Genomic DNA, 25,248 nt, shown 5'->3' with positions numbered 1-25,248 from the left:
CGTGATTAGGCGATTGCGCTCGGGTTTCGAAGCGGTTATAAGGCCGCGCAACCGATTGCTTCGGTTTGATTTGTTGGGGCGTAGCCAAGCGGTAAGGCAGCGGTTTTTGGTACCGCCATTCCCTGGTTCGAATCCAGGCGCCCCAGCCATGAATCATGCGTAAAATCAATGACTTATTGATTTTACTTAATGTTTCCCGGCTGGGAATCCTCAAGCTTTTCTCTATTTCGCCGACTGTGCACAAAACTGTGACACAGAGCTATGACACATGCCGATTCGCCCTGGTCGGTTTGTCTCGTGGCTCCAAACGGCGAGTCCATCATGGCAATCAGACATCAGGTTCAGAATCTTCAACGGCGCGGAAATATTTTTTACTGGCGTCCGCGTCTTCCGTCACGGATGAGCGAGCATATCGGCGCGCGTCATCTTGCATTCAGCCTTAAACAATCGGATCATCGGCAGGCGGGTCGTATGGCCCGCAAGCTTAATCTGATGCTGTTTGAAATAGCAGAACATCCGCGAAGTGCATTGATGTCGAAAGAAGCCCTCGAACGATTGTTTCAGTCCGAAATCGCGCGGATGAATGATCATATGGAGAACCTGCAATTTGCAGGCCAGCGCACCCCGACAGGTTTCCATCAGATCGATAATCTGGCCGCCGATCTGGAAGTCGGGTGGGCTTACAGGCTTCTGGAAAAATTTGGTACCCGTCGCGTCTTGTTTGAAGAGGAAAGCTGTCAGGGCTGGCGTTTTCTGGAGCAATCGAAGGTACCGCAGAGCCTCCATCACGGCATCGCGATATCTTATCGTGCTGAACGCCAGGATGCAGAATCTTCGCGCTTCGTCGACGAAATGCGTGCTCTCATGCAAGAGTATGGTCTGTCTTATTCGACCCTTAATTTTGAGAAGGCCAAGGCTGAATATTTCAAAGCGCGTGCAGACGTTCTGCTCGATACTGATGATCGCTATCTCATCGATTATCCTGACGAACAGGCTGAACCAGACCCGGCCCGGTCAGCACCAATTGTTTCGGTTGTAAATGTGGAACCTGTGCTGGATATCATTCCACAGCCACAGCCACAGCCACAGCCACAGCCACAGCCACAGCCACAGCCACAGCCACAGCCACAGCCACAGCCACAGCCACAGCCACAGCCACAGCCACAGCCACAGCCAGTTGCGGAAAATCCTGTTCTTGCATCAGCATCTGACATGCTGGGGCTCACTGGGGAGGACCTGCCAGTGAAGCATTTCATGAAGCAGTGCGACCTTCTGATTGCCAATAACCGTGAGAACTGGAACGAAGGCACGGCAAAGGACGTCAAGACAGTTGTTCGCATTTTTTGTGGCATTCTGGGCGAGCACAATGTTCTCACGAGCAGTGCCATTAATCAGACCCACTTGGCGGCGTTGCGCCAGCATTTCAATAACATTCTTGCCAGATGGGGAAGCAGTTCGCGTTACGTGGCGATGACGACCGTGCAATTGCGCGAAGCGACACAACGGGAAGTAATCCGTGCACAAAAACTTAATTTGCCAGCACCCAAGGTCGGCTTGTCGAGTGGAACAATCAGGCGTCACCTTGGTAATCTCGAACAGTTCCTGAACCATCTTGTCGCCTCAGGTTTCATGTTACGGGCGTTCACGTTTAAAGGAATCAAGCCGAAGAAACGCAGCCTCGCATCCGTTCGGGCGCTGACTGCTAAACCCGGCCCTGAGCAGGTTGAACCGATCTTCCAGATTCCGGTGTTCACCGGTTGTGCCGGGCCCATCTCGCAGGAAATGCGGGAGTTCGGGCAGGCCGTATATCATTCGTCCCTTTATTATGTGCCAATGCTTTACGCATATCTGGGCGCAAGACGCGCCGAATTTACGGGCCTCATGGTCGATGATGTGGTTTACGCAAAGGATGAAGGTATCTGGTCCATCAAAATTCGGGAAAATGAGCTCCGAGGACTGAAGAACCTCCAATCAGTCCGCGATCTCCCCGTGCCAGATGAGCTTATCCGACTGGGTTTTATCGACTACGCAAAGCGTTTGAAGGAACTCGGACACAGATGTTTATTTCCGGAATTGGTCGCTCCAAGACGCAAAAACGATACCGGTGATCGTTTCTACAAGAGCTTTGTCCCTTTGCTGAAAGCGGAAACGGGGCTTGGTGATCAGCTTTGGGGAAGCGCAATCCATGCGTTGCGGCACGGTTTCAGCAACACGCTGAAACAGAAGGGGATAGAAATGTCGATTATGGAAGACATTACCGGGCATCTGGGCCGAACGGAAGGAGAAACACGTTATACGAATATTGCCAGCTTGACCGTGATGAAAAAAGCAATCTCCGTGTATCCGGTCATTACGAGCCATCTGCAACCGCAGCCTTTATGTTTGCTGCCGTACGTCGAGGCAAAAGAACCTGCGCCCTGGTTTAAAAAAGAAAAAGAGAAGCCGAGACGGCGAGTGCAATCTTAAAGGGGGCTCACTCATATCCGTTCGGATTCTTTGATTGCCAGTTCCACATATCTTGACACATCTCGCGCAGGTTCTTTTCAGCCGACCAGCCCAAGAAATTGCGCGCGAAACTTGGGTCCGCATAGTACGCGGCTATGTCACCCGGGCGGCGAGGGGCTATTTCATATTTGATTTCACGATTTGAGGCATGTTCGAACGCCTTAATGACTTCCAGAACACTATGGCCTTGCCCGGTACCCAGATTGACCGAAAAACATTGTGGTTCATCAAGCTTTTCAAGCGCCTTGAGATGGCCCGCCGCCAGATCGACCACATGAATATATTCGCGAACCCCGGTACCATCAGGGGTAGGATAATCGTTGCCCCATATGCTGAGCTTTTCGCGATGTCCGGTCGCGACCTGCGCGATGATGGGCATAAGATTGTTGGTAAGCCCTTTGGGGTCTTCCCCAATCAGGCCACTTTCATGTGCGCCGACGGGGTTGAAATAGCGCAGAATGCCAATCTTCCAGCTATTGTCGCTGTTATAAAGGTCGCGCAGGATGTCTTCAATGACCCGCTTAGTACGGCCATAAGGATTGGCCGCATTGAGAGGCTCGTTTTCAAGAATCGGCAATTTTTGCGGCTCGCCATATACGGTTGCCGAGGAACTGAACACCAATGTCTTGATGCCAGTGGCTTCCATAGCCTGCAACAGGCGCAGGGTGCCCACGACATTGCAGTCATAGTAAAATAAGGGCTTCTCGGTCGATTCACCAACCGCCTTGAGGCCCGCAAAGTGAATAACTGCGGTGCATTTATTCTGTCGTATAACCTGTTCCAGAAAAATTCGGTCACGAATATCACCAGCTTCGCGGCGTGGTGCGCGTCCGGTGATTTTTTCTATGCGATGCAAAGCTTCCGGATGGCTGTTGGCAAAATTATCAACGATCACGACGTCATAGCCAGCTTCAATCAGCTGAACACAAGTATGCGAGCCGATATAGCCAGCTCCGCCTGTCACGAGAATTGTCGTTCTTCTGGTATCCACGAATTTAACATTCCACATTAAACGGTATTTGCACTAAGCAAAATCACAGGAAGACTGCAAGCTTAGGGCGCGTCCACTTTACTCGGAGTCATATCCGGTGCGGTTCAGAAATCCACATAGCGAAACGCCCAAAACTGTTCAGGCAAACCGAACCTCCTTTATGTTCCAGGATCATTTTTCGCATTGCCAATTCATGGCAGGCAAAACCCTGCCCATGAACCAATTGGTCAATTCCGTTGTGGATGTGATGGCCGCCTTCGAGCGATATAGATTGTAATGAATTTCCGGTACTGTATCTGGAATTGCGGGGCTGGCAAAATGACGTGTAGACATATCAATCCAGATTGCGGACAAGTCACGTAGATTTAGTCTGATTTGCAGTAACCCGATTCAAAACTTGGGAAGAGCGTTGCAGAGTTACGGGCGAACGTTGCTGAATCCGAGATTTCCGATTCAGGCGCAAACGCCGTTTGCGGGCAGGGCGGGGATGACGAAAAACGCTATGCGCCGACAGGTTTTGAGCTCAGAATTTAATTGTTAGCAGGCAACTGGGAGGGGGAATGGCATCGAACAAGCAGCAGGCAGAACGCCTGCGCAAGCAGCGTGAGCGACAGAAAGAATATCGGGATCGACTGAGAGCAGAGCGCAAACCGACACGCGACGACGTTGCTCGGGTGTTCCTGCATTTCATGATTGCCAAAGCGATGAAGTCTGGCAATCAGGATGGGATGGAGAAGCTGATTGATATGCTGCTTGACGGGCTGGCAGATCAGGGCTTCGATAAAGATGCTTCATTGGATGTCATTGATGATCTGATTGACAGATACACCAAAAGGGGGTGGGGTTTCCGGCGCAAAGTGCATTTGATGCCTCATGAAGGCGCTGACGACCCGGAACAATGAAGATGGCTTCCAAAACCTGCTACCACCTGATTTCACTGGTTCGTTTCATAAACGGCGTTTGTTTCTTTTGTCTGTTCTCCCCCCGTTACTCCATGAAACGCCGTTTGCAGATGAATCGGAAATCTCGGCTTTGAAATGGTGGGTCGGTTGGGGGCGCGCAATGTGCAGGCACGTCCTTTCGATTTGTCAGCAACACGTTTGAAATCGAAATAATTTGCAGTCATCCGATTCAGAATTCGAAAAAAGCGTTGCCTGAGCTGATTTTTCCGATTCTGCCGCAAACGGCGTTTGCGAATGGCTCGCAGGAAAACGCTTTGCGTCGAACCGTGGGAAATACACGCGCGCTGAATTGTGCTATCCGAGTGATCTGATGGGCGGGGAATGGGAATTGATCGATCCTTTGATCTGGCCCGCCAAGTATGCTGCTTGTAGGCACGAGGTTGTCAATGGGCTGGCTTACGCTCTCAACACAGGCTGTCCGTTCCCGCTGTTGCTGGCGAAACAACACCAGAAGCAAACGCCTTACGACGCCATCCATAAAGCTGCGAGGGGTCCAGACCTTCAGACCGTGCAATCGCCGAGACGTTGGCTCCAGCCTGCAATGACGCGGCAACAATCCGCGCCTTCTCGTCATCCGATCAGTCACACGCCCGCCGTCGGCTTCGCACGGGTTCCGCCGTCAAAACCTCAAATATCTGGGAATGATTCATATCGTCATTCATAGGACTCCCGGCATGATTCATACGGAAAATCGCCCATCACCTCGACAAAAGATACGTTGGGTGGCTTACGCGCTTACGTAAAGCCAGTCTGACGGCGGTCATCACCGGAACGGTGTCTTGACTGGGGCCTCGAAGGTCGGCGCTTAGACAGATATCACGGTATGCTTCTGATACGAACGTCAAGCTGGCTTGCCAAAGCCGTCAACGCACGCCTTTACCCCTCGGGCGTTTGGCAATTTGCACAACCGGGCTTCTCGGCCATGTTGGGCGCGCCCATGCACTATGACGGCAGCTACTTGGCCTTTGTCACCTCGCACAAGGCCGCCGATCATGTCGCGCTCCCCGGACTGGTTGCGCGATAGTGTAGGGCCAACCCACGGTGTAGCATTTCTGGATGATAAAAACCGCGCTAGATCATCGACAGGAGCATTCAACAGGTTCGTTTCATAAACGGCGTTTGTTCCTTTTTATCTGTTCTCCCCCCATTACTTAATCAAACGCCGTTTGCAGCTGAATCGGAAATCTCGGGTTTGAAATGGCGGGCCGGTCGGGGCGCGCAATGTGCAGGCACGTCCTTTCGATTTGTCGGCAACGCGTTTCAAATCGAAATAATTTGCAGTCATCCGATTCAAAAATTCGAAAACAGCGTTACCCGAGGGGATTTTTCCGATTCACCCCTAAACGCCGTTTGCAGTAAGGCCGGATATCCGAAGAGGCTGCTTCGCTCAATGAGCCCTATGACCTACTGTTAAAATGGTTCCTGAGGCCCCGCCTGTGGATAACTTTTGTCTTGTTTTAATAGTGCTGTTCTATCGATGACAGATACAAAAGCCTTACGGCCACTGGCTTTTGAAGCCGTAAGCACAAAAACGAAAAAGCCGGTGATATCCGGGACTTAGATAAAAATGCTGTCTTGGGATCTTTTTTCGTTTTGGATCCTTGCAGCACGTTTGAGATCCTGCAATAGTCACCTTGTCTGATTGATCAGACGCCTCCATTCCGGTGCTGGTAACACCAGAATGGAGACTAACTTAGCCTGCCAACACAGGAGCCAAGCTATGCTGGTTATTAGCGACATTCGTCCCGGATTAAAAGATCTGCGCCCTGAATTCCTCGTCGGCCTTGCGGCTCCGCAGTGGAAATAATTTCCGCTTCTAACGCGTTCGGCGCTCTTTAAAGCCCGAACTCCCAATTTCCGTTCTGGCGCTCTGGTCGTGTGCGTTCGCGCGCAACGTCACGGTCTTTGCTGTCTTCAAAATCCGACGCTGCTTGCAAGGGCAAGCGCGGCCGACCTTTCACACTATTTTACTCCGGCGATTGCATCGCTCCGGGGAAGGAGAACCTATGTTTGCAGAAACGGTCATCGGTTATATCGATCTTATCGAACACAAGATTCCCGTGCGGACTTTCAAGCAGGAACTCAATGCCTCTCTCTATTTGTCCTGGCTTTTTCACCGGATTGATCAAGCCCATGACCGGCAAAGCCAGAAGCTTGCGGCTCGCGATACACTGCTACGTTGGGCAATTTGGAATGAAGGCGAAAAGATTTTTGGGCATATCGAAGAAGCATCAGCGCGGGCAAAGGTTTCTGGTGATACGGCACCGGCACGGTCTATGCCGATTACGCGCGATACGCTTAATCATGTGATCGAGTCTGTTGCGTCAAAATCGGTTCCGGCTAAAACTGACATCGAGATTGCGGCCACCGCTCTTCCATCGAGGCCGTATGCGTTTGATCTGTTGCATTATGATGCGAAACAGAAACAACTCCGCGTATTGAGCATGGTTTACGGCGTCAGTGTGTACAAAGACACCTTGTGTCAGTGGCGCACTGCAGCATCGAACACACCATCCATGTGGGGACGTCTGGCGTCACAATATTATGGCATCGACATCGAACAATATGAATTCGCGCTGATCGATCCGTTGCTCGATGAAAGCCAGACCGAGGAGGGGATCTGGGCACTGGCTGATCTTGATCGTCTGCTCGGCGTACCGGGGATCGCGAAGAAAGCCCTTAATGTGCAGGAAGCGCTTAGGGAAGAGCTTATCATCTGGATTGGCGACACATTCGCGAAGACCGAAGACGAGCAAGCGCGGCTGATTGATAAAGAGATTGCGAAGATTGCAATTGAAGCGCTCGACCGCATGTCTTTACCGCAAGTTCAAATCCTCAAGCCCGATACCCTGCCGTGTGATTGACGAAACATTACAGCGCATCGCTATGGAAGCCACTGAATGCCTGGGCGGATAGGCTCTTCGTATCCTGACGCCTGATGCGGGTGGGCAAGCGGGAAGGTTTTTGCGCGTTACGCGCCGATAGCTGTTCATAATCAATAATTCGGAGGAATCTCGATGATCATTGACCAACCCGGCGCAAGCCGGCTTGGGCGGCATCTGCTTGCCCGCCTGAAACATGCTTTGTATCGCGACGTGCGACAGGTTTTCTGCGAACTCGATCTATTGTCTCACACTGAAGTCGACGTTGATGGATTTTTCGCGATGCGCTTCGATATGCCGGAACAGTCATCTGATCCGGATGATACAGATCGAACAGTACTGTCTCTGACCGGTCATCCCATTCATGATCTGCGTGTCTTGAACGCTTATCTCGGTGCCAGCTTCAATCTGGATGCTTCCGGTGTGAACGACCAGTTTGCTCTGTCACTGCCATTTCCAATGTTTCTGAGCGATATGCCCCATGCTCCCGTCGAGCGAACATATCTTTTGAAACTCCTGCGCTGCTTTCGTGCCGAACCCGATATTGGCGATATCGCAGTCTGTCATCTGCTGGCACGTGCTCTGAAAGAGGGGAGTTTCGGGCAAAACAACTTGATGGAGCTTTCACGCAGACGATCCGGGCTTGTCATTATACGCACCAATATCGAAGGCTTTGAAGATATCCTGCTCCGGATGTTGAATGAACAGCGGCTTTATCGCGGGCATGTTGTAGTGCGGCCCCTCGAGCACTGGGGAACGACAACAATCCGGCAGTTAAAGCGGACAAGGGGCCGCCTCCGTCCGGCAGATGTCATTATCAATACTATCGATGCTGATGGGTTTGAGAAACTCGCATTGATCGACGAAGACAGCATTGGAGACGCACTCTCACGCGGCGAATGGCTTCTCGGTATCGTTGATATGCAATACGAGATTCCGGCCGGGTTGAAAGTGGCGGCAGACGTTGTCTTCGATACCGGTGTGCTTGACGGCGCTCTTCTCAACCGGCTGCTCGATACGGTGACGACGCACGATGCCGACACCGTTTTTCCTGAGGAGTTCACACTCGGTTCATTACGAGAGTTGAGACACTCGTTCAGGGAAGCCAGCACACGGCAGAAAACTTTTGCCTATTTGCTGGCCCAATGGGAATTGGAGGGGAGAAAGCAGGCACATCCGGTGCAGGAGCAGAAGCAAAAGCAAAAAGAGGCAGATAAAAAGAGGGATAAGGCCGATGATAAAAAGCCACTCTCGACTGGAGAACGCGGTCGGCATGGCAGAAAGATTGTTTCCGACAGCCGATTGATTGAACCTGAACCGCTCGATGATGGCTTCAGTGATGTCGGTTCCGCAGAGAGCGTCATGCGTCGAACACCAACTCTGTGCGTGGAAAACCTGTCTGGCTATGGCGAGGCGGTGGATTGGGCGCTGGCGCTTAAGGAAGACCTTGCATTGTGGAATTCAGGATCGCTCGTCTGGTCTGACATCAGCACACGGCTGCTTCTGTCCGGCCCGCCTGGCACCGGCAAGACCACTTTTGCACGGGCGCTGTGTAATAGCCTGCGCATTCCTGTCCTTGCGACCTCTATCGCAACATGGCTGCGGATGGGTCATCTTGGTGATGTGTTGCTGCGCATGAAGAGTGCTTTTGAAGAAGCGGCGTCTCATGCTCCGGTCATTTTGTTTATTGACGAGATCGACAGCATCGGGCGACGACAGGATCCATCGCGCGATTATGCGGATTACTGGAACGCTGTCGTCAATCAACTGCTGGAATTGATGGATGGTGCCGTCAGACAGGAAGGCATCGTCATTGTGGGTGCGACCAACCGGCCCGACGATATTGATGAGGCATTGTTACGGTCCGGACGGCTGGAAATTCATGTCCGGATACCAAAACCTGACACGGATGCATTGGTCGGCATTCTCGCGCATCATCTTGGTGCTGATCTTGAAGCTGTGCTGGAAACACGACAGATGGAGCAACAGCGATGACGGCTTGCAAAGCAGATGAACGTCTCAGGAGTTTGCGCGATCTGCGTCCGCTGGCACTAAAGGCACAGGCCATGACGGGAGCCGATATCGAGCGGATCGTCCGCCAGGCTCGCCAGCAGGCACGCCGCAAGAAGCGTCGGCTTACCTGGAAGGATATTGAAAAGGGCATTGTTGGCAATCGCAGACCGTTCCTGCCGGAAGAGCGCTGGCGCATGGCGGTGCACGAGGCAGGTCATGCACTCATCCGTCATATATTGCAAGTCGGCCATCCGCTGACGCTCAGCATTGAAGAACAGGTGGGGCTCGGTTTGGCAACGGAGCGTCGCAAGCTTATTCCACTGGAAAAGGATTGCGAAGACAATCTTGCCGTGATGCTGGCGGGAAGGGCGGCGGAAGAGCTTGTTCTTGGTGATGTCTCTGTCGGCTCCGGGATGCGAGCGGGAAGTGATCTCGCCAATGCAACCGATCTGGCGCTGGCAATGGAAACGACATACGGCTTTGCCAGAAAACGGCCATTGCTGTTTTGCGACGGCGTGACACGAGGGGAACTGCTCCATGCAAACCATCCGGTAACGAACCGTGTCGATGAGCGGCTGCAAAAAGCCTATGACACCGCTTGTCACGGACTTGTCCGTTACGCAGAAGCGCACAGGATGCTTGCCGGGACGTTGCTCGAACATGGCGTTCTGGAGGGTGAAACCGTCACTGCCATTCTCAACGATGCCGTCCAACGACAGGATCAGCAAGGCAGTCATGCTTCGGTGAGCGTAGCAGATAACAACTCTCAGGAGACGAACGCACCCGGCCCGGCCTGAGCGGTCGCCCCGACCGACGCCCAGCCCAACCAACAATCCGGATTCATTCCAAAATGCGCTCGTTAGTTCGGGCGTGAGCGATCCCGCATATTCAATGAAAGGAAAATCTCATGGCAATTATCGCAAACGATGGCGCGTTCAACCGGGAAAGACTTGCAGCAGAAATCAAGGCCCTCAAGGCGCTTGTTCATGATCTCGAACGCCTGTTCAATGGTGAGCATCCAGATCCCAAGGAGTTGGCGGATGCGACATTGATCAACAACTGGGATTTTGATCGTCGGGACGCCGTATGCCTTGTCGGCACATTCCTGGGTCATCCGCGTCTGGGACGCATCGTCCCGAATGGCATTACCTCTGAACTCTGGTACATCAACCCGGACGAAGGATATGCCCGAACATTCAGTCGCTTCTACAGGCTCGGTAAACCGGCCCGGTTTCGGGAAAGCAAGTGTTAACACGCTCAAGTTGACCAGCCAAGGCTGGCGCGGCCAGCATGGCATAGTATCGTTCTTCTGCTTCGGCGGGTGAACTGGAGAGGCTCTCGAGTTTCTGGCCAGACTTTTCCTGCTTAGCCAATGCAGGTAGACGGAATTGTTTACCCCGGTATGCGTACTTTTTATACTATTTTTCTGAGCATCAAACTGCCATAATTACCATTCTAATTTAGAGTAGTAAAAGCGAATACCTAGGCTGGAAAAAAATGAAATTATAATACAATTAAGAATTGGTGTATCAACAAGATCGTTAAATACATAAAAGATGGCCGAGAAGATGGAAAAAAAATATTTACGTGAACTTTATAATGAACACACTGGTAAGGTTTCTGACAAATGGTCAATATATTTAGATGTATATCACAATATTTTTCACTCGTATAGAAACAGAGATGTAAAACTCCTAGAAATAGGCATCCAAAATGGTGGTTCATTGGAAATATGGAGCCGATATTTCGCAGAGGGCGAAATTTTCATTGGTTGCGATATTAATGAAAGCTGTCGAAATCTTGATTTTACAGACGACAGAATTCAGTTGGTCGTTGGCGATGCAAATATGGACACAACCTATCAAGCCATTACCGCATTGTCAGAAAGTTTTGATATTGTCATTGATGATGGATCTCATAAATCATCGGATATAGTTAAATCATTCTCGTTATACTTTAAGCATGTTGTTGATGGTGGAATATATATTGTAGAAGATCTGCACTGTAGTTATTGGGGAAATTTCGAAGGCGGCCTATTCCATCCCTATTCGTCGATGTCATTCTTCAAAAGCCTTGTCGATATCGTCAATCATGAGCATTGGGGCATCGAAAAGTCACGCAAATCGCTGGTCGAGGACTTCGAGCGTCAGTATGGAGTCAATATAGACGAGGATGCGCTTGCTTCCATTCATTTGATTGAGTTCATCAACTCTATGTGTATTATTCATAAAGCGGTTCCAGATAATAATGCTTTAGGAAAGCGTGTCGTCGTTGGTAAAACTGCGGCTATTGTTCCTGATATCGTTACGCACCATGGTGAAACTCAGCCCAAAACTGATCAGAGCGGGAACAAATGGGCCGCGCGAGCGCTGCAACCGGTTGAGGAACTCGCGGCAAAGAGGAGCGAAATTAAGGAAGCGTTTATCAAGTTGGAAAGTGCAGAAATGCGAGTAGCCGAAGCTGGGTCCCGTATCGCTGATCTTCAGAGGCAGCTTGAAGTAGCAGAAGCCGGTTGGGATGAAAGTCTAAAGAAGCTTGAAGCTGCGGAGACCGGGCGCTCCGCAATGCAGGAGAAACTGGGCGAGGCAGAATTGGCCAATTCCCTTTTTGAACACCAATTAGAAGAAAGCAATACGGCGCTTGACGAAAAAACCGCATATCTCCAGGCTATGCAAATGTCGTCTAGCTGGAGATTAACGGCGCCATACCGTTTTCTTGGAGGATTATTAAAGAGAACTGTCCATCTTGGTCGCGATTTCCGACATGCTATAAAGAAGAGGGGCGGGATAGCAGTTTCGGGGCAGTTGGCTTTTTCCGCGTTGAGGCGCAGGGGCTGGCACGGTGTCCAAGAGCGGATACTCCAGATTGCATTAGAAACGAGGGGATATCCTGAATGGTCCCAGCGGTATAGCACTGTGACGCCGGATATCAGGATTAGAATCAACGCCTTAATCGGCGAGATGAAAGAGTTGCCAACAATCTCAATTATTATGCCCGTTTATAATCCCGATCCCGACTCACTAAAAGAGTCGGTTATGTCGGTCAGGCGACAACTATATTCGCATTGGCAATTGTGTATTGTGTATGATTGTTCAACTGATCCTGATGTGCGGCAAATTCTGCAAAATTTGGGCAGTGACGATTCGCGCATTATCGTTAAATTTCTCGAGGCGGAGAGAAATATAGCCGCCGCATTGAATCGCGCCGCGTCTCTGGCTTCAGGTTCATTTTTGGCCCTAATGGACCAAGAAGACCTCTTGTCGGAAGATGCGCTCTTCCATGTGGCGCACACCATCAATTTGCATCCGGATGCCCGGCTGATTTATTCAGATGAAGACAAGGTCAACATTACCGGAGCCCGCTTTGATCCTTATTTTAAGAGCGACTGGAACCATGACTTTTTTCTGTCATGCAATATGATCGGCAACCTCAGCATTTATTGTAAAGATATTTTTGATAGTGTCGGCGGGTTCCGATCCGATTACGACGGATCACAGAATTACGATCTTGCGCTTCGCTTTGTTGAGAGGCTGAGTCCGAAGCAAATCCTGCATATTCCAAGGGTACTCTATCATTGCCGTGCCTTCGGACAGGGAATGGCAAAAATGGCTAATAAAAATAATGATGTCTCAATATCTGGTAGACGGGCGCTGGAAGATCATCTGAAGCGCAAGGGCATAGAGGCCAGCGTAGAGCAAGTAGCGCATGGCTTTCGAATTAACTACATTTTGCCAGCTCCATTGCCACTGGTTAGCTTGATCATTCCGACCCGCAATGGGTTGTCGCTCTTGCGTCGGTGCATCTCTAGTATTATTGAAAAAACGACTTATCACAGTTTTGAGATTATTGTCGTTGACAATAACTCCGACGATCCAGATACTCTTTCCTATCTGTCCGAACTAGTCGAGAAGAAGCATATAAGAGTTTTGCGCGACGAGCGGCCTTTTAATTATTCCATGCTCAATAACACGGCTGTTAAAGCAGTCAAAGGAGAATTCATTGGCCTTATCAACAATGATATCGAGGTAATCACGCCAGGTTGGCTTGAGGAAATGATATCTATCGCGGCCCAACCCGGTGTCGGCGCTGTTGGTGCTCGCCTCTGGTACCCTAACGAAACGCTTCAGCATGGCGGGGTCATCGTCGGCCTTGGAGGGGTGGCCTGTCATGCCTATAAGGGATTGCTACGAGAACAAGTGAGCGCGATCCCCCGTGTAGAGTTGATTCAAACGATGACTGCTGTAACTGCAGCATGTCTGATTGTGCGGAAAAGCATCTACACCGCAATTGGAGGGCTGAATGAATGCGATCTAGCGGTGGCATTCAATGATATCGACTTTTGCTTGAAACTACGCGAGGCAGGCTATCGTAATATATGGACCCCGTATGCAGAATTGTACCATCATGAATCCGTCTCTCGCGGGCTTGAGGACAGCCCAGATAAAAAGCGACGTTTTCAGAGTGAGATCGAATACATGAGGAAGCGATGGAATACTGATATGTTCGCGGACCCGACTTATAGTCCAAACCTGACATTAAACGCCGAAGATTTCTCCCTCGCCTGGCCACCGAGGGTGCAATTGTGATTTGTGAAAACGAAGCGTTGGTCTAGGGCAGCGCACTTGTGAACTGACTATTTATCACCTTTAGTCACAGCCTCTATATCATCTAAATTGTTTGAGTGCATGGCGATCGGCAGCCCCATGCCGCCTGGTATTCAAGGAGAATCGGCGCAAATCGTTGAAGTTGAGAATTATGAGCTTGGCTTTGAGCCTGAGAATGCAATAAGCCGTAGGGATCATTTTGTCGCATTGAAGTACGATTAAGGACTGACGTTAAGAATCTGTAAAAATGGAGTACCCTCGGCGGATAAATATGATGCCCGAGCATCTAGCAACCACAATGCTGAGTATAATTGATAAATGTCTACTGCAGCGTAAACAAGGATAAAGTAGTATACTTATGAACCAATATAAAGCAACAGGGACCATCCTACGCCGAAAACTGGCTGAGAAAATAGAAGCCCGGCAAGCCGTCGCTGCGGTCATAGGGTTAGGCTACGTTGGGCTGCCACTTTCAGCCGCGATTGCCCGAAGCGGCTTCAAAACGGTGGGGTTCGACATTGATCCTGATAAAATCTCTCGCCTCAATGCCGGTGACTCCTACATCGATGCTGTTTCGTCGCAAGAACTAGCTAGTTTTGTAGCGAACAATACATTCCGCGCCACAAGTGAGCCATCTGATCTAAAACACTGTGATGTAATCATTATTTGTGTGCCTACTCCATTGTCGAAGCAGCGTGAGCCTGACCTTAGTTTTGTAGAAGCCACAACTCACATGATTGAAGCGCATCTGCGCGAAGGTCAGTTGATTGTACTTGAATCGACCACATATCCTGGTACGACCGAAGAGGTGGTTAAGCCTATTCTGGAGAAAAACGGGTATCTGAGTGGCCGTGACTTTTTCTTGGGATTTTCACCTGAGCGAGAAGATCCGGGTAATGCACATTTCGGAACAACGTCGATACCCAAGGTCGTTGCCGGTGACGGCGTGGATGCGTCTATGCTAGCGGAAGCGTTCTATGGCTCGGTTGTAGACCGAGTCGTTACGGTTTCATCCCCTTCGACGGCGGAAGCTGTGAAAATCACCGAGAACGTCTTTCGCGCTGTTAACATTGCCCTCGTAAACGAACTAAAGGTGATTTATGATGCAATGGGAATTGACGTATGGGAAGTCGTTAATGCTGCTGCATCAAAACCCTTTGGCTACATGCCATTTTATCCTGGCCCGGGTCTTGGCGGACATTGTATACCTATAGATCCGTTCTATCTAACATGGAAATCACGAGAATATGGCCTTCCCACTCGCTTCATTGAGCTGGCTGGAGAGATTAATTTGGCTATGCCACGCTATGTAATCTCGAATTTGGAACGTGCTCTCGACTCCCATCTGTCGATATCACTAGGTTCAGCAAAAATTCTTGTCGTAGGTCTCGCTTATAAGAAAAACGTTTCTGATATTCGTGAAAGCCCTTCCTTGGCTCTAATTGAAATGCTTCAGAAACGCAGTACTAATGTGGATTACTTCGACCCCTACGTAAGTGAAGTGCCGGTTACGCGCGAGCACGCCGCTATTGCAGGTCGTCGTTCTGTACCACTGAGCCCTGAGAGGGTTAAAGAATACGATGCGGTCCTGCTTGCAACCGACCATGATAATTTAGATTACGACATGCTTAACAGACATGCTCGCTTGATTCTAGATACACGGAATGCCTTTGCGAAACGCGGTTACAGTTCGAAAAAGATCGTCAAGACATAATGAGATGGGTATCCTTTGAGTTTTTCAAGACATGGTAAGCCCCTTAACGGGATCTGCCAGCATTCTTTGCTCATCCTAGTGACGCCGCCGCTCTGGGCCAGGAACTGTAACTCGCATCCAATCTGCGCATAAGACACGTATTTAACGACGTCGTTAAATACGTGTCTTATCAAAAAGTGACTAATTCAGTCAGGTGGTATCAGTCGGACCTTACGATGGATTCAAACTCTCGCTAAAAAGGCGAGCTTTTTCGAAGTGTCCTGCTGATTTCCTCCCCTTATGGGAGGAGCTTCATTGACTTGCCTTCTTATCTTGTTATGACAACCGTAAATTAGCCGTATATATTTGGACGGCAACTTATGGGACTGCTTAAAATGATCCAAAAAATCAAGAATCACATTAAGTACCTTAGAAGCGCTACGTCATATTTTTGGAATTGGCGCGATGCACGTATCGTAAAAAAAAGTGATATGTTTGACGAGTCTTGGTATTTGGAGCAGAATCCGGATGTGAGAGATGCTTTTATCAATGCAGCCAGACACTATGTGAGACATGGGGCATACGAAGGTCGCGACCCTAGTCCCTCCTTCAATTCACTATCCTATTTGGCTAGCAATTCCGATGTAAAAAATGCCGGATTAAATCCGTTAGTGCATTATATTCAGCACGGTAAGAAAGAAGGCAGAAATATCTTACCGAGTAAATTTGAGGCAGTTATCGCCTTTCAGCAGCCTGTAGCTTCGCAACAGCCTTACGACTCTACGGTTGATGAGGAATACAACTTGATTAGTGGCTCGGACCTTTGGAATGAGGAGTGGTATCAATATACATACAAGGCAAGTCTGGCCTCTCACGAAGATCCCCTTCTTCACTTTATCACAAAGGGTTGGCGTCTCGGTTTCAACCCGAGTCTTTCATTTTGGACAAAGGAATACTTGGACTATTATCGCGACGTCAAGGCAGTTGGAGTCAACCCGATTTATCATTACCTCACAAACGGCAAAAATGAAGGACGAAACCCAACTCCGAAAAAACGCTTAAACAAAAGCCCTTTTACACGATTGACGCCAGATGAAGTGGGAAACCCTGACATCGTTTTACTATATGACGCACCTGTGGGAGAAGTGCAGAATATAGACCAAGAAAAAATAGCAGTTCACGTCCATTTATACCACATGGATATGCGGGACGACATTTTGCATTATCTCACACATATTGAGCAGAATTTTACATTGTTGATTTCTATTCAACAGGGAGAAAACCCTGACGATGTTAAGGTTTTTTTCACCAACGCATTACCGTATTGTAACAATATTATTGTCAAGGAATGCGTCAATCGAGGTCGCGATGTGGCACCGTGGACCATATGGTTTCGTGACGAAATTCTTGAAAGCACAATATTTCTCCACATCCATTCGAAGAAATCAACACATAATAAATCGCATCGTGGACAATTCAGATATCTCAGTCACGTCACCTTGGGAGCACCTACGACGGTCAATCAAATCTTGTCAGCGTTTTGTTCCGATCCGCAAATTGGCATTATTGCCCCATGTTATCATTGGTCGTCTGCAAACCAGCCCAATTACGGACGTAATTTTGAGGTCTGCAAATCTCTTTTTTCGCGCCTTTCAAAGGGTGAACTGCCTGGTATCAGCTCTGACTATCCGGCCGGATCATTCTTCTGGGCCAGAACAGCGACCTTAAAGCCACTTTTTAATCTTAATCTTACGATTGATGATTTTGATGAAGAAGCAGGACAAGTCGATGGCACGTTTGCGCATGCCATTGAACACATGATGGGATTGTTACCAGCGCTTACGGGGATGACCTATAAAAAGGCGACGGTTGATGTCGCATACGATCTTATTCGCTATTTCGGTAAAGATAGAGTAGCGGCACCCCAACAAGTTTGGCAGTCTAGATTCCCCCCCGTGAAAAAATCCTATCATACGAAAGCAAGCAAGATAGCTGTTTATAGCTGTATCTCCGGTGGATACGAAAATGCAATTCCGCTAATAGCTGATGATAGCAGCATTGATAAATTTCTCGTTGTGGATAACGATGAATTTATCGTGCCGGATGGGTATACCAAAATATTCTCTAATTATGTACATCCAATTTCAGTCCGGACGGCACGTTTTGCCAAAACTCATCCTCACATCTGGCTTGCGGACTATGATTTCGTATTTTGGATTGATTCTAATATCCATTTCTTAGGAGATCTTCGAAACTACGCCGAGGTGCTGAAACAGAATGACGCTGAATGTGGCTTCATTCTTCATCCAGCCCGTGATAATTTCTTAGAAGAGGCAAATATCCTTGCAGCTGATCGCATCATAGATACCGAATTATCGCGAACGCAGATATCTCGTTATTTAAATATTCCCGGCCTAATAAATCAACCGATGTTTGAAACGGGCTTTATGGTTAGCAGACCAAAGCATGATCGCGTGAAAAACTTTATGGGCACTTGGTGGTCTGAAATTAATCGCTTTACTCATCGTGACCAATTAAGTGTAAATTACGCCGCTTACTCTACGGGGTTAAAATGGACTAATCTTCTGGACCCAGGTAGGTCAGCCAGAGATCACGCTGATTTTATTCTTTTTTCGCACAATAATACAGCGCGCGATGCTATTCTTAACGAAATAAAAACATCAAAATAAGAGACGGGCGATGCCTAATAGTTTTCTCAGTCATGACGTTATCGTATGCGTCCATAACGGACTAGATGATGTAAAACACTGTTTAGATAGTCTGATTTCCTATTGGGATAGAGATATCCTCAACAGGTTAATTATCGTAGATGATTGCTCCGGGGCTGAAACAAAGGACTTCTTGAGCCAATTTAAAAAACGAAACACCTTCGTTGATGTCTTATCCCTTAAGAAGCAGCACTATTATACAAAGGCCGCGAATTCTGGACTTCGAGAAAGCGACGCCCAAATACGTACTCTCTTGAATAGCGATACTATTGTAACGGAGAATTGGGCTTCTAAAATTCAGACTGTATTCAGCCTAAATGATTGTATCGGAATTGTCGGCCCTCTTTCGAATGCCGCAAGCACCCAATCTGTTCCATTCGTTAAGGGCTCAAAAGAACAGACTGCGATTAATGAACTTCCTCCTGAAGTCTCTATAAAAGAATTTGGCGATTTTATTGAAAAAATTGGCACAGGAAAAACCTTACCATTCGTCCCACTCGTGCATGGTTTCTGTTTGAGTATTCGAGATAAGGTTTTAGATAACATAGGTTATTTTGACGAAGAAGCTTTTCCTCGTGGATATGGAGAGGAAAACGATTTTTGTTTTCGAACAGAAGATGCGGGGTATGTATTAGCTATTGCAGTAGACACATTTATATTCCATGCAAAATCGAAAAGCTATACAACTTCTGATCGTGTTCAATTCATGCACATGGGTATGAAAAAACTCAGTGAAAAACATGGTGTGGAACGAATTAAGTCGGCTGTGAAATTTATGGAAGAAAATCCACATCTCCAGTCGGTCCGCAAAGCAACTTTCGAAAATTGGCCATTACATTACACTTCGTAAAAATTTAAATTATACCCTTCTCTCCAAGGTAATTCCCCTATAAATGGGGATCACCTTGGATAACCCGATCTCTTTCCATTGTGGATGGGGGGGGATTCAGTTTTTATAACCTATTATTTGTCATCCATAGATCTCGAGACAGCCGTGCATATCGTTTTAAAGCCGGTCAAACCGGGGAGAAATCCGATTATGCGTTCGATAGCGTGCGCAAGTGTTGCATCGTTCTGCCCATTTTCAGGATCGAATTCTTCCAATTTTATATCAAGATCGAACAATGGCGTTAACACTTCGGTTTTGGCCCAAAAAAACGAACCAGCAGGATAATCTTCACACCAATTCAATTCTACCGCATGGCCAAGCCGGTGTAAAAGTTCTTGGCAACGAGATTTATTAGCTCCCCATTGGGGTTGATTCGATACATTATAATAATACGCGGGGAAAATGAGACCATTTATTGGTTCATCTAGCAAGGAAACTATTTTTGATATCGATGAAGGAGAACCTAGCATTTCATGTAAGAGATATTCTCTCCACCGAGCGTGTCCCTCTTTGTGGACTGTTTTTTTTGTATGGATGTGGCAAAAGATATTATGCTCTTTAATCTCGTCCCTAAAAGCGACCAGCCAAGGGGCAACATCTCTTCCGCGATTCTCTACCGGTTGGACTATGAAATCCCCGGATGATGAACTATGAATTATTTTTTGTCGGATTTCTTTTTCGTGTCCATGCTGGGTTGATACAAGCAGCGTAAAATTTTGTTTTATATTTTTTAGGTATGATAATGCCTCCTCGACAAGTTCTGGATGGTAGGCATGGAAATGGACGGCAATTTTCTTGTTCGTAGGTATGTATTGATCACCATATGGCAACAGCTCGGAAACAGGGCCCAGAGCATCCGGCCGGATGTGTGATGGTATCAATCGCGGAAGTGGTTTCGGTTGTCGCCCCTCTTCTTTTCCGTTTCGGAGGTAATGCAAAAGGGGGTTCATCCTCGCTTTGGCAACATCTTTATATCGTTTAAGATATTCTCCCGTCGAGAAATCAGGGCTTGGATCGTGGCCTTTGTCTGCACCATACTCTAGATAATGCTTAGCAGCCATATCCTGATCGGCAAACGTATTACCTCCACCCATCAACATTGAGAATGGTTCATAAGTGTGCAGATACCAATGCGGATCGAACTCTTCGGCTATTGCTATCAGGTGAGAAGTGGATTTTGCTGGGTGGTAATGGGAGCAGATTAACCCGAGTGCTTCAGCATAAATTTCGCTATCCTTACGATTTAGCGTATGGCACATTTGAACATCTTGTAACGCCGAAGATGCCAATCTATGGCGCAAGTCAGCATCTTCGGACATTCTCTTGAGCGAGGAGTACCAGTGACTTGTTGTGTTTTTAACAAGCAAACCTGTTTCATAATGCTTAACGGTGTTATTATACGACTGGCTTTCACTAAATAAACCTGCGAGTCCCAAAGCGCCATAGTCCATGTACTTAAGGCCAGATTTACTCCTATTGAATTCGTTATCTATCAGAGGTGCAACTGCGAAATCAAAATTATTAGCATTTTTACGAAGCCATTTTACAAACTTGGGATAAATTGACCATCCACTTGGAACTGCTATTGTATTTACGGTGCCGGACTCAATATTTTTACCGACGCCTATCGCATAGAGCGTTGCTTTCGTGCCATTCTTATTTAATAAATCGAGCGCTGGCCGGACTATCTCTAAATCTTCGGCATGAGAAAATGTACCCATGTAAAGTATTTTAACGCCACTTATTGGTATATTTAATAGGGGTGGTTCTAAATAGCCGTCGTTAAACCAAGTATCTCCGCAGATCTTGTTAGGTATAACTCTTACATCTGCGTTATACTTTCTTAATTTCTTTCGTAAATTATTTGTTGATGTTAATACAACGTCAGCGCCAAAGAGAAGAGTTTTTATGGCTTCTACCTGATCATTTGAAATCTTTGATGAATCTGTTAAGTCATCATCAATTTCGAAAACCAGTCGAGTTTGCACTTGTCGGCATAAGCTAACCAATTCAGCTGCTTGAGCTGAGCTTAATGCATTTCTTTGAACAAGAAGAAAGTCTTGATCAGCAAGCACTTTGACAGCTTCATCAAACGGTAAGTGGGCCCACTCAAGGCCGGGTTGGTATTCAACCTTTAATCTTTCGAGAACCCTAATATATGTTGACCCATGCGGCGAGACACTCCCGCCCGGCGATATAACCACGCCGTAATAGGTTGAATTGAGCTGGTGAGCAAATCCTAGCTCCTTTTTTCTCTTTCCTAAAGTTACCAATTTTACTACCTCGAGATGCATTATTATTTCCTATAATATACCTTTCGGATATTCAACGGTAAAGGCATAATGGAGGGGCAAGCTGTTGGTTTTAATGTAGAAATAATCCGGAGAGGGTATCTTCGATGCTACTGGCACTGCAGTGCATCAGCTTATCTCGCTGAGGCGCTTGCATGGCTCGATCCTGAGATTCATTCTAGCTCGCAAGATGCCGCCGAGACCTTAAAGGCCTGGGCACTAAAGCGACCTGGTGGTGGCATGGTGGTTGATTAAGGGATATCGTTTCGACGCGTTTGTGCGACATTCAGCTTCGAATAATTAATCATCAATTACAACTCCTGCTGCCCGGTACAACAAGCGGAGCTATCCAAAATAAGCTGGGAGAACCTCTTGAGGACTTCCATCCATCTTAACTTTCCCATGTTCCAGCCAAATAATTCTATTACAGTTTTTCTCCAACAGAGGCTTGGAATGGCTAGCTAGAACGAGAATATGAGTTAATTCAACTAATTCCTTCATACGTTGATTGGCTCGTTCTTTAAAGTCTTCGTCGCCCGTTGAAAGCCATTCGTCCATAATAAGGATTTCAGGACGTATCGCTGTAGATGTGGCAAAGGCTAATCGCATTTGCATGCCGGATGAATAGGTGCGAAAGGGAACATCAAGGAAGTCACCTAAGCCTGAAAATTCCTCTATTCTTGCAATATTCTGAGCCAATTCCTTGGGGGGGACTCCCATCATAGCTGAACGGAGACGAATATTTTCACGACCTGTGGCCTCGGGGTCGATTCCTAGATTGATATTGATGAGAGAAATGCATTTGCCTTGGATGATTGCACGTCCTTGAGTCGGAACAAAAATTCCAGATAGAACTCGAAGCAAAGTTGTTTTGCCGGAACCATTATGCCCTATGAGGCCAATGCGATCATGATCACGCAAGGTAATAGAGATATTGTCTAACCCCCGAATGATGACTACGCCATCACTACGCTGCTCGACACTTCCTCCGGTAGCGATATTCAGAACTCTGTTTTTCAAAGAACGGTTCGATGCGTTGTAGATTGGAAACTCAACGCTAACATTTTCAAGTTTTATCAAGCTCATTTTACAACCAATAGGGAATACGCCAGCGGTATTTGCCGAAGAATACAAGAGTAAACAACCAGCCCGCAATTGCAATGCCGATTGCGAACAGCCAACTGGTAAGTGCCGGAGGTTCGCCAAATAACGGTGCGCGAATAAGTTGCAGAAAATGATAGAAGGGGTTCAATTCAAAAATTAACCTAGATGCAGTTTCAGGCAAAACTTTAACTGTCCAGATAATGGGCGTTAGATAAAAGAAAATCTGGAGAATGTTGGTTATGATCTGCGTCATATCACGAAAACGACAACAAATTGTCGCTAATAATACCATGATCCAAGCAAGGTTAAAACATAGAATTAGGAAACCTGGAATTATCAGTAGAATATAAAAATTGAAGCTACGTCCTAAAATGAGAAAAAGCACTGGGACAATGAGAATATTATGGCTAAATATGATTATATTCTTCCATAGAGCGCGTAAAATATGTGTAAAAAGAGGTAGCCGCACTTGCAGGATGATACCCGATGCGCCACTAAAGGTAGTGCATCCTTCTAATAGCGACGAGGAGATCAATCCCCACACAATAACGCCTGTGCAGATATGGGGAAGATATTCCTGCATATTTGACCGAAAAAGCGTACCAAAAATCAGTCCCAGCGCTCCTATATAAACGGCCATGTTGATGGTCAGCCAGAATGCACCTAGTCTGGAACGCCGGTAGCGTTGGGCGACATCCTGCCATCCGAAAATTAGAGCAATGCGATACGCGGCCAACGCATCAGATATATCCCCGATTGCGGCACTAATTCCGGTCAAGGGTCTGCTAGTTGTTACGCCGTCTTGTATGCGGTCGCTCTCTTTAAGAGCCTGACTTGTCATTTGTCACCTTCGTGGAACCGGTGTGCTGCCAAAACTGTTCGCTTCCCTGCAAATTCCCGAGACGTTCCTCGAAGGGTAATGAAGAAAGCATTTTACAAAGTCAATGATCCATTAACGGATGAATGGATTGAAATTATGGCTTCGAGATTACGAAGGCCCATTTGTATAACATACAGAGGTGGTTCGGTTTGTCTGAACAGTTTCGGGCGTTTCGTTAAGTGGATTTCCGCCGCGATTATGCCGCCACCATCATTGGTGTCAGCGCGTTGAAGTAGACCTGATCCGGCGTCTGCCGGTCAAGGGATGAATGTGGGCGTCGGCTATTGTAAAAGGTCAGATATCGACCGATGCCGACGCGGGCCTCAGACACGGTCTTGTAGGCGTGGAGATAAACCTCCTCAAATTTGATCGACCGCCAGAGCCGCTCGACGAAGACATTGTCCCGCCACGCGCCCTTGCCATCCATCGAGATGGCGACTTCCGCCTTCTTCAGCACGGTGGTGAAGTCAATGGACGTGAACTGCGATCCCTGGACGCCCTTCTGTTTGTCAAGCGACGATCCTGGTTTGATTGATCTGCTTCTGGCGACGCATGATGATGCCGAAGACTTCCCGAGCGATGTGACGTTTCAATGCCCGGATTGCATCGAGCTTGGAGTGGCCCGCAGCCATACGGCGAGCGACATACTGCTTTGTCTTGTCATCGGTCCTGAGGCGGCCAATTGCAATGATATGGAGGGCGCTATTGGCAAGCCGGTCGCCGCCCCGGTTCAGACGATGTCTTGTGGTCTTTCCTGAGGATGCTGGCACAGGGCTGACGCCGCAGAGCGCCGCGAAACTTGCTTCTGACTTCAATCGCTCGGGATTGTCGCCGGCGGTGAGCAAAAGCTGCGCGGCGCTGTTGTGTCCAATTGAATTACGTTCGACAAGGTCCGGAGCCAGGTCTTCGACGATTGCAGCGATCATCATGTCGAGATCGGCAATCTCATCATGCAGTTCGAGGTATCTGCGACCAAGCGACTTCAGGGTAATCCGATACGCCGCTTCCACATCGCGATAGGCTGTCAAGTCCGGACGCCAGGCGGCAAGCAATCGAACCAGTTGCATGCGGGTCATGCGACGCAGCTGATCCCGCAACACATCGGGCGCTGCGATGATCGTATTCTGGATTAATTGCAAGGCTATGCGCCGAGCGTTGACTGCCGTCTTTCGGCAAGCCTTTAAAACTCTGAGAGATTCCACCATGCCGTCCCGGCTTCGAGGTGTGACGGTTCGCCGTTTGGCAAAGGCGGCATGTGCCGCAGCCTGGGCATCGAGATCATCATTCTTACCCCGTCTTCGACGGTCGTGACGATCTGGTGTGGTAACTTCAAGGACCTCCACGCCCGCGGCCTGCATATATCGCAGCAGCCCAGCACCATAACTGCCTGTGCACTCGACACCAACGCGCTGCAACTCTCCGAATGTCCGCATCCAGGCAAGCATCAACCGATAGCCGTTACGGGTCGTCGGGAAACTGCGCGTCTCAAGAACGCGGTCGTAATCATCGACGACCGCTGCGACATGTAAATCCTTATGGGTATCGACGCCGCCGACAACATGACGCGCTGGCTTGTTCGTGAGCGCAACGAATAGCCCACGTCTTTCGTGATTGACGGAATGGGTTTCCGGCTGGCAGTCAAAACTTTTGCTTTGCCCGCTTCGGCATAAAATAGGTTCGGATATTGACGATTGCTTCAGCGACG

15 protein-coding genes, 1 tRNA gene and 4 pseudogenes are annotated in these 25,248 nt (G+C 48.3%); 12 read left to right on the top strand and 8 right to left on the bottom strand.

The features are described from left to right. The first annotated feature begins 74 nt into the window (after positions 1 to 74). Positions 75 to 149 (top strand) — tRNA-Gln (locus ABWW28_RS25795). 172 nt (positions 150 to 321) lie between these two features. Next, positions 322 to 2,466 carry a DUF6538 domain-containing protein gene (locus ABWW28_RS25790; protein ID WP_353392701.1) on the top strand — a complete coding sequence of 715 codons (2,145 nt, stop codon included), beginning with the start codon at positions 322 to 324 and terminating at the stop codon, positions 2,464 to 2,466. A 7-nt stretch (positions 2,467 to 2,473) separates the two neighbouring features. On the opposite strand, the gene galE is transcribed toward ABWW28_RS25790, so the two are convergent. After that, a complete protein-coding gene (gene galE, locus ABWW28_RS25785; RefSeq protein WP_353392699.1) occupies positions 2,474 to 3,496 on the bottom strand; it encodes a UDP-glucose 4-epimerase GalE in 1,023 nt (340 codons plus the stop codon). Positions 3,497 to 4,056: 560 nt separating this feature from the next. Here galE and ABWW28_RS25780 point away from each other — a divergent pair. Next, the gene (locus ABWW28_RS25780) at positions 4,057 to 4,398 is read left to right on the top strand and encodes a hypothetical protein (protein ID WP_114048338.1); all 342 of its coding nucleotides are present in this window, start codon (positions 4,057 to 4,059) and stop codon (positions 4,396 to 4,398) included. A 464-nt stretch (positions 4,399 to 4,862) separates the two neighbouring features. Here the strand turns inward: ABWW28_RS25780 and ABWW28_RS25775 are convergent. Next, positions 4,863 to 5,024: pseudogene (locus tag ABWW28_RS25775) on the bottom strand (transposase); the annotation flags it as partial. A gap of 257 nt (positions 5,025 to 5,281) precedes the next feature. Between ABWW28_RS25775 and ABWW28_RS25770 the strand changes: the two are divergent. From ABWW28_RS25770 to ABWW28_RS25730, 9 genes are all read left to right on the top strand, one after another. Continuing rightward, positions 5,282 to 5,482 carry a hypothetical protein gene (locus ABWW28_RS25770; RefSeq protein ID WP_114048337.1) on the top strand — a complete coding sequence of 67 codons (201 nt, stop codon included), beginning with the start codon at positions 5,282 to 5,284 and terminating at the stop codon, positions 5,480 to 5,482. Between the two features lie 982 nt (positions 5,483 to 6,464). Continuing rightward, positions 6,465 to 7,322: a hypothetical protein gene (locus ABWW28_RS25765; RefSeq protein ID WP_114048336.1), complete on the top strand. Its 858-nt coding sequence runs from the start codon at positions 6,465 to 6,467 to the stop codon at positions 7,320 to 7,322. Between the two features lie 153 nt (positions 7,323 to 7,475). After that, complete coding sequence (locus tag ABWW28_RS25760) at positions 7,476 to 9,335, top strand: AAA family ATPase (protein WP_353392696.1); 1,860 nt, start codon at positions 7,476 to 7,478, stop codon at positions 9,333 to 9,335. Further along, positions 9,332 to 10,150 carry an ATP-dependent metallopeptidase FtsH/Yme1/Tma family protein gene (locus ABWW28_RS25755; RefSeq protein WP_114048334.1) on the top strand — a complete coding sequence of 273 codons (819 nt, stop codon included), beginning with the start codon at positions 9,332 to 9,334 and terminating at the stop codon, positions 10,148 to 10,150. Before ABWW28_RS25760 ends, ABWW28_RS25755 begins: the two co-directional genes overlap by 4 nt. Before the next feature lie 110 nt (positions 10,151 to 10,260). Further along, positions 10,261 to 10,605 (top strand): DUF6634 family protein, encoded by a 345-nt coding sequence (locus ABWW28_RS25750; protein WP_114048333.1) that lies wholly within the window; start codon positions 10,261 to 10,263, stop codon positions 10,603 to 10,605. A gap of 304 nt (positions 10,606 to 10,909) precedes the next feature. Beyond that, positions 10,910 to 13,939, top strand: coding sequence for a glycosyltransferase family 2 protein (locus ABWW28_RS25745; RefSeq protein ID WP_210208036.1), 3,030 nt, complete (start codon positions 10,910 to 10,912; stop codon positions 13,937 to 13,939). A gap of 376 nt (positions 13,940 to 14,315) precedes the next feature. After that, a complete protein-coding gene (locus ABWW28_RS25740) occupies positions 14,316 to 15,671 on the top strand; it encodes a nucleotide sugar dehydrogenase (RefSeq protein WP_151617475.1) in 1,356 nt (451 codons plus the stop codon). Positions 15,672 to 16,045: 374 nt separating this feature from the next. Beyond that, positions 16,046 to 18,340, top strand: coding sequence for a rhamnan synthesis F family protein (locus ABWW28_RS25735; protein WP_353392693.1), 2,295 nt, complete (start codon positions 16,046 to 16,048; stop codon positions 18,338 to 18,340). A gap of 10 nt (positions 18,341 to 18,350) precedes the next feature. Continuing rightward, the gene (locus tag ABWW28_RS25730) at positions 18,351 to 19,229 is read left to right on the top strand and encodes a glycosyltransferase family 2 protein (protein WP_114048330.1); all 879 of its coding nucleotides are present in this window, start codon (positions 18,351 to 18,353) and stop codon (positions 19,227 to 19,229) included. Positions 19,230 to 19,342: 113 nt separating this feature from the next. Here the strand turns inward: ABWW28_RS25730 and ABWW28_RS25725 are convergent, their stop codons facing one another. The 6 genes and pseudogenes from ABWW28_RS25725 to ABWW28_RS25700 form a co-directional block, all read right to left on the bottom strand. After that, positions 19,343 to 21,562 (bottom strand): rhamnan synthesis F family protein, encoded by a 2,220-nt coding sequence (locus ABWW28_RS25725; RefSeq protein WP_114048329.1) that lies wholly within the window; start codon positions 21,560 to 21,562, stop codon positions 19,343 to 19,345. 342 nt (positions 21,563 to 21,904) lie between these two features. After that, positions 21,905 to 22,645, bottom strand: coding sequence for an ABC transporter ATP-binding protein (locus tag ABWW28_RS25720; RefSeq protein ID WP_114048328.1), 741 nt, complete (start codon positions 22,643 to 22,645; stop codon positions 21,905 to 21,907). 1 nt (position 22,646) lies between these two features. Next, the gene (locus tag ABWW28_RS25715) at positions 22,647 to 23,504 is read right to left on the bottom strand and encodes an ABC transporter permease (RefSeq protein WP_114048327.1); all 858 of its coding nucleotides are present in this window, start codon (positions 23,502 to 23,504) and stop codon (positions 22,647 to 22,649) included. A 235-nt stretch (positions 23,505 to 23,739) separates the two neighbouring features. Then, positions 23,740 to 24,036: pseudogene (locus ABWW28_RS25710) on the bottom strand (transposase); the annotation flags it as partial. 16 nt (positions 24,037 to 24,052) lie between these two features. Continuing rightward, positions 24,053 to 25,108: pseudogene (locus ABWW28_RS25705) on the bottom strand (IS110 family RNA-guided transposase); the annotation flags it as partial. 73 nt (positions 25,109 to 25,181) lie between these two features. After that, positions 25,182 to 25,248 (bottom strand): annotated as a pseudogene (locus ABWW28_RS25700) (UPF0149 family protein); the annotation flags it as partial.

The sequence above is a fragment of the Brucella sp. NBRC 14130 genome (assembly GCF_040371715.1).
GTDB classification, from domain to species: domain Bacteria; phylum Pseudomonadota; class Alphaproteobacteria; order Rhizobiales; family Rhizobiaceae; genus Brucella; species Brucella intermedia.
The sequence above is the reverse complement of the archived record's forward strand: the minus strand, read 5'-3'. Positions and strand labels throughout refer to the sequence as shown.

Excerpts from the sequence above, each read along its gene's own strand:
- ABWW28_RS25790 (WP_353392701.1), top strand. The coding sequence starts at position 322 with ATGGCAATCAGACATCAGGTTCAGAATCTTCAACGGCGCGGAAATATT.
- ABWW28_RS25780 (WP_114048338.1), top strand. The coding sequence starts at position 4,057 with ATGGCATCGAACAAGCAGCAGGCAGAACGCCTGCGCAAGCAGCGTGAG.
- ABWW28_RS25770 (WP_114048337.1), top strand. The coding sequence starts at position 5,282 with ATGCTTCTGATACGAACGTCAAGCTGGCTTGCCAAAGCCGTCAACGCA.
- ABWW28_RS25765 (WP_114048336.1), top strand. The coding sequence starts at position 6,465 with ATGTTTGCAGAAACGGTCATCGGTTATATCGATCTTATCGAACACAAG.
- ABWW28_RS25760 (WP_353392696.1), top strand. The coding sequence starts at position 7,476 with ATGATCATTGACCAACCCGGCGCAAGCCGGCTTGGGCGGCATCTGCTT.
- ABWW28_RS25755 (WP_114048334.1), top strand. The coding sequence starts at position 9,332 with ATGACGGCTTGCAAAGCAGATGAACGTCTCAGGAGTTTGCGCGATCTG.
- ABWW28_RS25750 (WP_114048333.1), top strand. The coding sequence starts at position 10,261 with ATGGCAATTATCGCAAACGATGGCGCGTTCAACCGGGAAAGACTTGCA.
- ABWW28_RS25745 (WP_210208036.1), top strand. The coding sequence starts at position 10,910 with ATGGCCGAGAAGATGGAAAAAAAATATTTACGTGAACTTTATAATGAA.
- ABWW28_RS25740 (WP_151617475.1), top strand. The coding sequence starts at position 14,316 with ATGAACCAATATAAAGCAACAGGGACCATCCTACGCCGAAAACTGGCT.
- ABWW28_RS25735 (WP_353392693.1), top strand. The coding sequence starts at position 16,046 with ATGATCCAAAAAATCAAGAATCACATTAAGTACCTTAGAAGCGCTACG.
- ABWW28_RS25730 (WP_114048330.1), top strand. The coding sequence starts at position 18,351 with ATGCCTAATAGTTTTCTCAGTCATGACGTTATCGTATGCGTCCATAAC.
- ABWW28_RS25725 (WP_114048329.1), bottom strand. The coding sequence starts at position 21,562 with ATGCATCTCGAGGTAGTAAAATTGGTAACTTTAGGAAAGAGAAAAAAG.
- ABWW28_RS25720 (WP_114048328.1), bottom strand. The coding sequence starts at position 22,645 with ATGAGCTTGATAAAACTTGAAAATGTTAGCGTTGAGTTTCCAATCTAC.
- ABWW28_RS25715 (WP_114048327.1), bottom strand. The coding sequence starts at position 23,504 with ATGACAAGTCAGGCTCTTAAAGAGAGCGACCGCATACAAGACGGCGTA.